Annotated in this window: 8 protein-coding genes and 2 pseudogenes; 4 read left to right on the forward strand and 6 right to left on the reverse strand. The window is 68.4% G+C overall.

Annotation, left to right across the window (positions count from 1 at the left end):
* Positions 1-124: 124 nt before the first annotated feature.
* The 5 genes and pseudogenes from ACQEXA_RS49740 to ACQEXA_RS49760 all read right to left on the reverse strand — a co-directional run bounded on the left by ACQEXA_RS49740 (position 125) and on the right by ACQEXA_RS49760 (position 7,494).
* On the reverse strand, positions 125-3,877 hold the full coding sequence (locus tag ACQEXA_RS49740) for a S8 family peptidase (RefSeq protein WP_433133189.1): 3,753 nt from the start codon (positions 3,875-3,877) through the stop codon (positions 125-127).
* A 755-nt stretch (positions 3,878-4,632) separates the two neighbouring features.
* The gene (locus ACQEXA_RS49745) at positions 4,633-5,193 is read right to left on the reverse strand and encodes a hypothetical protein (protein WP_432923575.1); all 561 of its coding nucleotides are present in this window, start codon (positions 5,191-5,193) and stop codon (positions 4,633-4,635) included.
* 819 nt (positions 5,194-6,012) lie between these two features.
* Positions 6,013-6,200: pseudogene (locus tag ACQEXA_RS49750) on the reverse strand (ISL3 family transposase); the annotation flags it as partial.
* A gap of 234 nt (positions 6,201-6,434) precedes the next feature.
* Positions 6,435-6,845, reverse strand: a complete 411-nt coding sequence (locus ACQEXA_RS49755; RefSeq protein WP_432923573.1) for a hypothetical protein — start codon at positions 6,843-6,845, stop codon at positions 6,435-6,437.
* Between the two features lie 43 nt (positions 6,846-6,888).
* Positions 6,889-7,494, reverse strand: coding sequence for a hypothetical protein (locus ACQEXA_RS49760; RefSeq protein WP_433133191.1), 606 nt, complete (start codon positions 7,492-7,494; stop codon positions 6,889-6,891).
* 104 nt (positions 7,495-7,598) lie between these two features.
* Here ACQEXA_RS49760 and ACQEXA_RS49765 point away from each other — a divergent pair, with 104 nt between their 5' ends.
* From ACQEXA_RS49765 to ACQEXA_RS49780, 4 genes are all read left to right on the forward strand, one after another.
* Positions 7,599-8,564 (forward strand): helix-turn-helix domain-containing protein, encoded by a 966-nt coding sequence (locus ACQEXA_RS49765; RefSeq protein WP_432923569.1) that lies wholly within the window; start codon positions 7,599-7,601, stop codon positions 8,562-8,564.
* 148 nt (positions 8,565-8,712) lie between these two features.
* A complete protein-coding gene (locus tag ACQEXA_RS49770; protein ID WP_432923567.1) occupies positions 8,713-8,895 on the forward strand; it encodes a hypothetical protein in 183 nt (60 codons plus the stop codon).
* Positions 8,896-9,128: 233 nt separating this feature from the next.
* Positions 9,129-9,653: a hypothetical protein gene (locus ACQEXA_RS49775; RefSeq protein WP_433133193.1), complete on the forward strand. Its 525-nt coding sequence runs from the start codon at positions 9,129-9,131 to the stop codon at positions 9,651-9,653.
* A gap of 100 nt (positions 9,654-9,753) precedes the next feature.
* A complete protein-coding gene (locus ACQEXA_RS49780) occupies positions 9,754-10,152 on the forward strand; it encodes a hypothetical protein (RefSeq protein WP_359411410.1) in 399 nt (132 codons plus the stop codon).
* A gap of 161 nt (positions 10,153-10,313) precedes the next feature.
* Here the strand turns inward: ACQEXA_RS49780 and ACQEXA_RS49785 are convergent.
* Positions 10,314-11,700: pseudogene (locus ACQEXA_RS49785) on the reverse strand (IS1380 family transposase).
* Between the last annotated feature and the right edge of the window lie 10 nt (positions 11,701-11,710).

Below are 11,710 nucleotides of genomic sequence, written 5' to 3' on the forward strand. Positions count from 1 at the left end.
GTGAAATCCCACTCCTCCGGGCATGACGCACCGCAGGGTGCCCGGTACGCCGACCGGGGGCGGGACCGTGTCTTGGCCCCGCCCCCGGCGGCTGCGTTCCGTTCTCAGCGGTGGTGAGCTGGCGTCACTTCAGGCCGAAGGCCCGGGTGATGGTCTGCTCCACGGCGTTGCCGTCGGAGTCACGAGCGCTTGCCCGCAGGGTGACGAAGCGGGCGTCCTTCGGGGCGTTCAGCTCGGTCCGCCAGCCACGGCCGTCGGGCGTCCGGGCCAGGTGCGCCTCGTGCCAGGTGGCGCCGTCGTCGTAGGACAGTTGCAGGGTCACGTCATGGAAGGCGGCCGGAGGCAGCTCCGCGTAGGCGGTCGGCCACTGGCCCGGCTTGGCCGGCTTGATGGTGAACGCCGCGTCGCGGCCCGCCTTGCCCGAGAAGTCCGTGTTGACGTCGTAGTCGAGCTGGACCAGCGGCAAGGGCAGGTTCTGGTACCGCTGACCAGCCGCGGACGTGAAGTCCCAGACCGTGCGGGTGCGGGTGGAGTAGGGGCTGACCCAGGTGCCCCGGGAGAACTCCGAGACGATCCGGTACGGAAGCCGCTCGGGCTTCAGCCCGGTCGCATAGGTGTAGTAGTTGGGCGTCTGGGCGAGCAGGGTGTCGCCCTGGTAGATCGACGTGCTCGCCTGGACACCCGGGTCCGAGGCGTATCCCACGCGGTCGGCGCCCGCGTCGCCCCATCCGGCGACGAACGCGAACAGGGCGTCGTCCTGGCGGGACAGCATCGTGCTGCCGTACGAGATGCGCGGCCGCTGGATCGGGGAGAACCAGTTCTCCGCCGTGTGGCTGCCCGCACTGTAGTGCTTGTCCGCGGCGATGACCCGGGTCTCACCGGTGACCATCGCGCTCTCCTGGTACTGCACATCGGGGGACACGTAGTCGGTGCGATTGCCCTGGCCCTGCCCCGGAATCTCCGGCCACCCGATGGCCCACCAATCGGACTCCGGCCACACGTCGTAGCGGAAGTCCGTCGCCGGGGCGGGGCGGTAGTTGCGGAAGGACATGTCGACCCGCGCAAGGTCGCTGGTGTCCGGACGGTAGGAGAGATCCGCCGGGATCTCGTTGTGGTACTTCCGCACCACGTCGTAGAGGTACTCAGTGGTCGGGTTGGAGTACACGTCCAGTGCGGTGCTGGCCTTGGTGGCCTGGGAGATCAGGCGCCGGCCTTCCTCCTGGTCCAGCGTCGCGATGTTCAGCGGCGCAATGCTGTCGAAGGCAAGCGGCTCCACGAGGCCGGGGCCGTCGTTGACGACGAGGAGCAGCTGGGCGCCCGCTGCCGCTGCGGTGGCCGCCTGGTCGGGCAGCCCCACCGTGTCGTTACGGTCGACGACGACGGCCTTGCCGCGGACGTCACGTCCCGTGTAGTCCGCCGCGGCGCCCTGCCCCACATACACGGGCTCGAGCCGGTGCGAACCCTTGGACAGGGGCTTGGTCCCGCGCCGCACCAGCAGGTCGTCGAACGACGTGCCGCCCATGGAGATCTTCAGCGCGGGCTGCTCGTTGCGCCACCGCGTACGGACGTCGAAGGTTCCCTTGGTCACCTTTGGGGTCGGCGTCGCCCAGAGGCTGTCCTCCGTGCGCGGCGCGAGGAAGGACACGACCTGGTTGCTCACACCGGGGAAGGTCCGGGTGTAGTCGACCCGAAGCGCGGTGCTCGTGGACTCCCGCGGGGTCAGCAGCTTCATCTGGCGGGCCTTGCGGGCGTCGAGCACGATGGTGGTGTCGTGGTCCAGGTCGAACTCCGGCGCCATGACCAGGGCGCGTCCGCGGGACTGTGGACCATGAACGCCCTCGACCTGCATCCACTCGCCCAGCGACCAGGTGCCGGCCGGCAGTTCGAGGGTCATCACGCCGGGCGACGTGCCGGTGAAGAGGCCGAGGGGGAGATCCCAGTTGTTCACAAGGGGGTCGGAGTCCTCGTCGGACGCCCCCATGAGATCCGCGGGGCCTGTGTAGATCGCGCCCGACCGGTCCTTGGGCATGATGGTGACCTTGAAGGTCTGGTTGGCGGTGGTGAAGCCGACGGCGGTGTGGGCGAGGTGCACGCCCGCCGCCGAGGCGTCGATACGTGCGTCGTAGTTCTTCCCCCGGGCGGCCTGGTCGACGTTGGCGGTCACGGTGACCGTACCGGTGCCGTGCGCCGGGACGGTGATCTTGTCCTGGGACAGGGTGAACAGGCCGGTGGGGGCCTTCGGGGCCGAGACCGCGAGGTCCAGCGTCACCGGGGCGTCACCGGTATTGGTGTACGTCACCGTCTTGTCGGCCGTCGCGCCGGGCTCGGCGGGCCAGGGGTGTCGGCCCAGGGAGACCGTACCGGTGGCGAACAGGGTGGCCTTGGTGGCGGCCGCGACGTCCACGCGGCCGGCACCGGCCTGGAAGGCGGTGTAGTCCGGGGTCGGCTTGGAGGTGCTGACCAGGGCGTCCTTGATCTGCTGGCCGGTCCAGTCGGGGTGCTCTGCGGCCAGCAGCGCGGCGGCTCCGGCGACATGCGGGGTGGCCATCGAGGTGCCGCTCATCGTCGTGTAGTCGCCGGTGCCGCCGGCGTACCGCGAGCGGGCGGCGAGAATGTCGACGCCGGGGGCGGTGATCTCCGGCTTGAGCGCGCTGTCCGACCAGCGGGGGCCGCGGCTGGAGAAGTAGGCCAGCTGGTCGTTGCCGTCCACGGCGCCGACGGTCAGCGCCGCGTCCGCGGCGCCGGGCGCAGCGACCGTCTGCGAGTTCGGGCCCGAGTTTCCGGCGGCGATGGTGAACAGCGCTCCGGTCTCGGCGCTGAGCTGGTTGACGGCCTGACTGAGCGGGTCGGACCCGTCGGACGGGCTCCCGCCCAGGCTCATGCTGATGATCTTGGCGTGCGCGTCCCGGGCGGCCCACTCCATACCGGCCAGGATCCAGGAGTCCTGTCCCTGGCCGGAGTCGTTGAGGACCTTGCCCACGTGCAGCCGGACGCCGGGGGCGACGCCCTTCTCCTTGCCGCTGGAGGCCGCGCCGGTACCGGCGATGGTGGAGGCCACATGGGTGCCGTGTCCGTGGCGGTCCACGGTGTCCGTGTCGGCGGTCGCCTGCCCCTGGGGGCCGCCACCGCCGCCGGGGTCCTGGTCGGGTACGAAGCTGGTCGCCTCTGCGACCTGGCCGACCAGGTCGGGGTGACCGTCGTCGACGCCGGTGTCCAGCACGGCGACGTCCACGCCCTGGCCGGTGTTGCCGCCGTGCCACACCTCGGGTGCACCGATCTGCGCGGTCGAGTCGGCGAGGGTCGCCTTGGCCTTGCCGTCCAGCCAGATCTTGGAGATACCGCCGGCCAGGGTGGGCCTGGGTGCGGGCGAGGCGAGGAGGGGGCTGCTGCGGGCCATCGCGGATGCGCTCACCTTTGAGGTGATCGCCGACCAGAACTCGGCTGCCTTGCCGTGGTCCTCGGTGAGAGCTGCACCGTTGATGCTGGAAAGGGTGCGGACCCGGGCCGCGCCGCGTGGTGCGGCCTGTGCGCGGGCGGCAGAGTTGCGGATGTAGGTGACGAGGAGCGGCAGCCGGTTCACCCGGGCGTCGTCGTAACCGTCGGCCACCAGCTGGGTGACGTTGAAGAGCTCCTTGTCGAGGAGTCCGGCGGTGACGTACGGCGCGGCCGACTCGGGGTACACATACAGGTCCTTGCCGACCGTGTCGGTGTGCGCGGCGATGGGCTCACCGTGCGGACCGCTCACCGTCACGGTGCCGGCGCCTCCGGCGGGCGTGACCACGACCTTGTCACCGGTGATCAGGGTGACGGTACGTGGGCCGGGCTGCGGGGCCGCTGCGGCCGGGCCGGATGCACCGGCCGGTGCCGTGCTCTCCACCTGCCCAACGGGCTGCGCGTCTGCGGATGTTGTGGTCGAAAGGGACAGCATGGCCGCTGTGATGCCGAGTGCCGTCAGCCGTCCTCTACGAGAAGATATGAAGGGCAATGTGAATTCACCGCCGTGTTTGCGGGTGCAGTACCGGCAGATGATGCAGTGTTAACTTTCCGGCCAGCCATACCGGAGAGGTGTCGCCGTTGGTCATGGCACAGATGCGCCAGCGGGAGGACCGAGGGCACAGTGGCAGTGCTCACCCCGTGCGGCAACGTGGGGAGGCCTCTCGGAAGCTGCTCGGCCCACAGCCAACTAAGCTGGCTGCGGGCAAGTTCGCCCCTTCCCGTCCGCATCGCTGCGGTCGACGGCACGTAGATCCGGGGCGGCAGTCAGCCGCTGACGGCTGTCCCACAAGGCTGGGGCGCCACTCGCTGGCTGTAACCGTGGTCAGGCAGAAGTTCCCTGATAGCGGTTAACGAAGTCGTGCCAGGTCAAGGTCTCGACGGTGCGCTCGGGTCGCCCGCGCCCACCAGCATGTGGCGGGTGACCGCAAAGGGGGATCTGCAGGTCGAGCCGCCAGGTGGTGTCTTCACCGAGCCCGACGATCACCGGCTGGGATGCTCCCGGGGCGGGCTGACGACCAAGCTCCCTGCTGGTATCCCTGGCGAGATCGCCGCGCCTCACAGCCGGATGAACCCTCATCCTCCGTTCGGCCGACGACGGAGCGGCATCTACTCGTGCCGGATGGGATAGATGCGCGATCACCGGGACACGGCCCACTTGAGGGGGTCGTTGTAGTAGCCCTGGAAGTACGTGATCTTGGTGACCTTGGCGTTGGCGTCGATCACGTACGGCTCGCAGGACGTCCAACTGTCGCCCTTCCGCCAGATCAGGTCGGGGTTCTCGCTGACGCAGTCGTGGGGCCTGCTGATCAGGTCGCCGATGAGGATCAGGCGGGTCGCCTTGCCGACGCTGGTCTCGACACCGATGTCGGTCATCACCATCGGCCCCTGGATGGTCGGGCCCCCCACGTCCCGGACGTGGACGTACACCCACACCAGCCGCTTGTTTGCGTACTTCTGATCGTTCCCGAGTTCCCGCACGTCACTGGGCGAGCCTGCCTTCACCTTGAGGGGCGTGATAGAGAACCTCGCGGTCTTGCCGTACCGGGAGATCTCCTGGTCCTCTGGGCTCGGCTGTCCCAGCGCGAGGGTCTTCGTGGCCGCCTCGGCGGCTGGGCCGGCGCCGCCTACGCCGGAGGAGTTGGTGGCGCCCGGGTTGCACGCGGTCAACACCGCGCCGCCGAGGACTGCAAGGGTCACCGCACCTAGGCGACGTCGGGGGTGCGTGGGGTGGTGAGTCGTCATCAACTTCCTGCCATGAATGCCGGGTCACGGAAACGCGCCCATCATCGACAGCAGTGGCAGGCCGGGGCCCGTGGCTGGTGCTTGCGTCCCGTGGGGCGGGCGGATCACGCGCAGGTGGTGCACGGAAGTCCCGCAGTGCGGGCTGTCTGAGTCCTGCGGACCTGGATGATCGGGGCAGCAGCGGTGTCCGACGCGGCCCTGCGGAGGACTAACGAACACGGGGGATAGCGTCCGAGCCGTCCCGGGGTGGCATTGCCGGCGCTCACTCGAACGCGCTGCACAGCATGCGGAGTCAGGGAGCACTTCGTACTGTTCCACTGCCCGGCTCTGACAGGACAGCAGGGCATGGCGGTCCCGCGCTTCCATCGCACGTCGCGCGGGACCGCTCCAGTTAGGGCGGGAAACTTCGCGTCGGGGAGAGGACCCGGCGGTGGGGGAAGTCTCCCGACGGGCTGCTGCTCCTCGACACGGCGGCCGCAGGGCACAGATCGCGGCCGCGGTTGGGAGGCTGACCGCCGCAGGACCAGGTGTCGGCTAAAGAGATCGATGCCGCGAAGGCGGACTTCCCCGTTGTGGGCGCGGAGTGGCCGGCGAGCTGCGCCAGGTCGCCATCGCGCGGGGTGCGTTGCCGGTCCGCGGCACGGTCTTCCACTCGGATCACGCGGCGTCGAGAACTCCATGATCTTGGAAACCGTGCCTGCTCACGCATCGGGGACACCACCGAGCCTGCAAAACGCCGCAACCGGACTTCACGCCAGAACGCCGAAGCCTTGCGGTCTCGGCGTCAGTCAGGACGGTGGCATAGAGGTGGCGCCGTTTGAGCGCGAAGTCGTCCACGCCCAGCACCCTCAGCAACCGCAGCGGGGGAAGCGGCAGCCGCATCAGCAGCCGCAACGCCGTCGAACGCCATCGGCGGCCAGGGCACGGGCCAGGCGGGCGCTTACTCGGCCCGCTAACTCCTTCTGGGCGCGAATGCACCAACTTGGCGCGGAAGCTGGGCGAGCCTGTCCGTGAGACCGCGTCCGGGCCGACCGTCGATCTTGCCGTTGAGGAACAGTTCCGGTGGGTGGGCGAGCCGCTGGTGACCGGCTCGACGTGCTGATCCTGAAATCTGGGCCGGCGCCGATGCCGGCCCGCGGGTGCTTGATGCTCGTCTCGGCAGTGGCGCCACGCGGGCCGGACAGCGCGTTGGTGGGTCAGCAGCGCGGTGCGAGCGACCACCCGTCCGCATTCTGGAGCGGGGTGTTGATGAAGTGGTCGTATACCCAGACCCAGTGGAGCTGGTCGGGGTTGCCGAGGGAGATGAGGACCTTGTCCCAGGTGTGGCTCCAGAGGTTGTCGGGGTAGTCGGTGCCTCCGTTGTTGACCTGGCAGAAGATTTGCAGGGTCTGGCCTTCGTGTGCCCAACCGACGACGTTGCCGACGTTGGGGCTGCTCTGGAGAGCGAGTGTGCCGTCGGTGCCCACGACGGTGTATGCGCCCGCCGCTCCGCAGCCGCCGGCACCGTCCGGGCACGTGGCGGCGGAGGTCGAGGGTGCGCAGAACAGTAGGGCGCTGAGGCTCAGGGTGGAGGCAGTGAGGGCTGCGACGAGGCGTTGCGGTGACATCCGGTCCACTCCTTCGGTGTGTGAGATTCGGGTGTTGTGCGGTTCAGCCGGCGCCGTAGCAGGTCTGGATGATGCCGTACTGATTGTTGGCACCCCAGGCGATCTGGTTTCCGCTTTGGCCGTTGTTGTCCTGGAATTCGATGTGGGTGGGCTGCTGTGAGACGCCGAAGACGCCGTGCTGGAAGTCGGTGAAGAGAGGCTGCCAGCCTTCGACGGGGTTTTCGTTAAGGGCGAAGATGTGCTTGGCGCCGCCGACCCAGTAGCCGAAGTAGATGGTCCCGGTCGCGTGGCCGGCAGGGGCGTAGAACCAGTACTCGCAGTCGCCGAGTGTGATCGGGAAGGGGGTGCTGTAGGAGACCTTGATGCAGGCGTGCGACCCGTTCGAGTAGGTCCACTGGATCGGCTTGCCATAGCCGTCGGTGGCCGGGAAGTACTGGTCGTTGCCGGGGCAGTTGGCGTCGTTGCGCTCCAGCGTCTGGACGCTGGGCTGCAGGCAGCCAGCCCCGACGCTCCCATCCGTTCCGGTCAGTGCGGCGCAGGAGCTGGTCTGTCCTGTCCAGCCCCGCATGTTGGCATGGGCCGGAGCAGAGCCGAGGGCGAGGAAGGCGGCGGTCGCGGTGACTGCAGCCGACAGGATGCGCAAGCGCATGAAAGCGGGTCCCTTCGGAAGGCGGCGATCTCGTTCGCCCCATGGAGCCAGAGGGCGTCAAGATCGATCCAGGGCCTTGGCCGGGCCATGGACATTGCTGAACAATGAGCAGCCGAAGGCTCCGGCGAGGGGGAGACGTGGCAGGACGCAAGCGCAAGCCGATCATCGAGGCGTTACAGCCACAAGGACAACTCGCGCAGCGGCTTCGCGACCTACGTGACCAGCAAGGCCTGACGTTGCGACAGCTCGCCGCCCGCACCGGGTACTCGCCGGCTGCCCTGAGCGCAGCGGAGAGCGGCAGGACGGTGCCGAGCTGGGCAGTGACGGAAGCGTTCGTGCAGGGCTGCGGGGCCGATCCGCACGCCTGGCGGCAGCTCTGGGAGGTCGCCAGCGCTGCCAGCCCGGCTGAACAATCCGAATCAACGGCCCCGGCAGCCGACCCGGACCCGCCTGCTCTTGACGCTGCACCTGCGGCGCAGCGCGCGTCCTCGCCCGGGAAACCCCCCGCCACCGGCACCGATTCCGTAACCGGCGGAGGACCGCGGTCTGCCGGCCGCCCACGACGCTGGCTGGCGGCGACGGCGGGTGCGGCCGCACTGGTGGCGGCGGCGTGGGTCACCGTTCTCGCCGCGAGCGACCCCGCTGCGCCTTCCCACACGGTGGCGAAGGGTCTCCTGGCGCGGGACGGGACCGACCCTTACGACGACGGCTGCCGGGCGGATGCCAAACAGCTGGATTGGCAGCCGGTTCAATGGCCCGACGGGCGAACTTACGGGACCGTCCTGCTGATGTACTCCCCGGCGTGCAGGGCGGCGTGGGGATACCTGCAGGGACCCGAGTCCCGAACCTGGATCACCCATATCGACGCTCACCGTGACCCGGATCGGGCGTCGGCTCCGTCCCAGTACAGCGGAGATCAGACGCTCCCGGGAAGCTGGGGCAACGTCCTGTCCACCGGTCCCGGTTGTGTGTACGTGGAGGCGTACGTGGAACAGAGCGGACACCTGGGCGCTCGCGCTCGTACTGCGTGCATGCAGCCGGCCGCCCCTGACAGTGCCACTGGAGGGTGACGTAGCGTGACGCGGAATCCCCGAGGTGGAGGTGGAAGGAGTGTCGCTTACCGGCTGGACCGTGATCGACAGCGATGGGACGCTGATCCCGGCACCGTCACAGAAGGAGTGAGCCCACGGCACCTACAAGGGGTTCCTCGGACACCATGTGTTCGTTGCCACCTGTGACACCACCGGAGAACAGCTGGCTGCGACCCTGCACCCGGGCAACGTCAGCGCCAACGACGCCGAGGTGAGCAACGACATCCTGACCCGCGAGGTGGCCCAACTGCCCTGGTGGCGGCGACAGCAGATGGGTGCAGATCTTCCCAGTCTTGGCCGTCATCGTTGACCAGCAGGTTCGTCATTGTCGAACTCAGGTCGAGAGGCCGCGTCGCGTCCTTTCGACGCTGGCACACTCGAGGCGCAGTGCGAGTCGCGCCGACCAGCGGGAACGCCTCCTGGGCGAGACGTCCCCAGGAGGGGCGGTGGTGTGACTCCGCAGGTCACGGTGGTCTTGTCGGCGCCCTCAGAAGATCTGCACCCTTCTCCGTTGGAGAAGTGCGGTTCTGTGTCCAGTGACTGTTGTTGCTCGACGAGGCCGACCCCAAGCGGTGGCACCTCACCCACCAGCACCCCGACCTGAAGGACCTCTTCCAGGCCGAGGCCGCTCGCGACGGGGCCAAGAGGTCGAAGCATGCGCGGTCCGCCGACGCCTTCGAGGAGCTGAAGAAGAAGCACGCCAACCTTCAGGAGCACTGCCGGTCCGTCGAAGCCCGGCTCCAGATCTCGCGACAGCCCTGCAACTGCTCTCGCTGGAACGTGCGGCATTGGCCGACCGAGGCGCTGAAACTTCAAAGGTCCGCACATGCCTCGCCACCACATGCCATGAAGAGACCCGTGGTCGTCATACTGTCGTCAGTCGCTCGATGCGGGGGGAGAAGCGTGTTCCGAATCCTGTTCTACCTTGCTTCATGCACTGCCACTGGGGGCGGTCTCGCCGTCCTTATAGCCAGGGCCTCAGGAGCGGCTAACCCGGAAGATACCCCCGCCAACATCGGGATGGCCGTTGGCTTCCTCGCTGGCCTGGCTTATCTGAAGTGGGTGTAGTTCCTCTGAAGGGAGGGGCCGGGCTGGGGATTGCTGAGGGGGTGTCTCTGACGCTGAAGATTGATCGCGCTGGTCAACGGGCTCTCGCTAGCATTGGCGGATGGCTCGCAGCGATAAGAGGGCACGACGTCTCGTGGTCGAGGGGGAGAACTTCCTCTGGACCTTGAGCCACACCCACCGCGCCCTGGGCAACGGTCAATACGAGGACTGCTGCGAAACCCTCGTCATCCGCCAGTTCAAAGCGAGGGGGCGTCTCTGCATCGTCTTCCAGGCAGGCTCCGACAGGCTTGTCCCTGACGGGTACCTCATGCCATCCGGAGCCGTCGGCACGGAGCTCGGCAGAACGGTGAACCTGCACGAGCCGGGCACTGTCAGGGCCCTGCTCGACGCAGCCCTGAAACGCGGTTGGCGTACCGACGATCCCGTGACTGAAGAGATCGACGGCTGGAGCATCTTCGATGAGGTGGTCCAGTACCGCGGCGCGACTTCGCCCGACTGAGCCCGGATCCACCGGCTTGATTTCGGTGTGATCGTTTCGGGGTCGTGCAGGCCGTGTCGGGGTTGAGTTGCGGATTCGGGCGTGGGGTGGCCGCTGGTCTGTCCAGCTCTTCCACTTTTCCGCAGGTCTCGGGCTCTTTCGGGCAGGTCGGTCAGGGAGTTTCAGGGGGCTGGTGGCGCGTGCACGATGTTGAAGAGCTGGGTGAAGTTGGTGCTCCAGGGCCAGCGTTCGGGCAGGTGCAGGGTGAGGCGGCGGGCCGAGCGGGCCAGGCGGGCGGGCACGTTGATCAGGTGGTCACGGATGGTGGCGGTGGTCGCTCTGGCATGGAACGTGCCGGCCAGTGCGCCGGCGGCGCGGGTCAGGTTGTGTGCCAGGGCTGCCAGGGCGAGCCAGGCGGCATTGGCCTGGAAATGCCCGGAGGGCGCGTGGGCGAAGGCGCTGTTCTTGACATCCGCGATCACCTGCTCGACGACGGCGTGCCGTCGATGGTCACGCTCGGCATCGTTCACGGAGAGCGGGGAGTCGGTGAACGCGGCGTGGTAGCGCCAGGTGTCAAACAGCGTGCCCTGTCCGGCGGGGACGGCTTGCGCTCAGGCGTTTGACGCGGCGCACGATCAGACGGGCGGTGACCTGCTGCTTCTTCGGCTTGGAAGTGAAGGCGGTGTAGGTGGTCTCGGCTATCTCGGCGTCGGAGATCCAGCGCTGGCCCTCCTCGTCCCAGACCGCCTTGGGGTACTTGATCGGCGTCCAGGCGTCCTCATCGATGCGGGCGATGGCGGTCTTGACGGAAGCGTTCATCCGCACGGTGATGGAGAACCGCGCGCCCAGCGCCCGGCAGGAGTTGACGACATCGGCGCCGTAGAACGCCGAGTCCGCGCGCATCACCAGCAGGCCGCTGGCGCCGCAGGCGCGGGCGGTGTGGATGGTCTCGGCGACGAACGCCGCCGCTCCGCGCGCGGAGTTCGAGGGTCCCTTGCGTAGCCTGGTGGCGGCGATGACCGGGGCGGCCAGGGGTGTGGAGACGATGCCGAGCAGCGCGTTCAGGCCCTTGACCTTGCTGTATCCGTAACCGGCGCCCTGCTTGGCGTAGCCGTAGGTGCGGCGGATGGTGTCATCGATGTCCACGTAGGCGACCTGGTCCGCGCCGGGCAGCAGCGGGGCGTGACGGGCCAGTTCGGGAAGGAACCGGCGGGCCACAGCGTGCAGTTGCTTCACATGCCCGTGGGTGAAGGAGCGCAGGAACGACCCCAGCGTGGACGGGGCCCGCGCACCGGAGAACAGGCGGCCCATCGCGCCGTGCCGCACCCGGTGCATGTCGTCGATGCTGTCGGCGCCCGCGACCATGCCACCCACCAGCGACATCACTTTCGCCGCGGGGAAGGCACCGGTGCCGTCCTTCGAGGCCGGCAGACGGATGTACTCCCCGACCAGTGCGGGCAGACCGCATCGCTCGGCCAACCGCACCACCGGCTCCAGGCCGCCGTATGCGATCAGGTTCGGGTCGTCGAACGCGGATGAGACCGCCGCCGCGGCATGGGAAGATTGCATCTCGGAAGTG

This window comes from Streptomyces sp. CA-106110, from assembly GCF_050936285.1.
GTDB lineage: Bacteria > Actinomycetota > Actinomycetes > Streptomycetales > Streptomycetaceae > Streptomyces.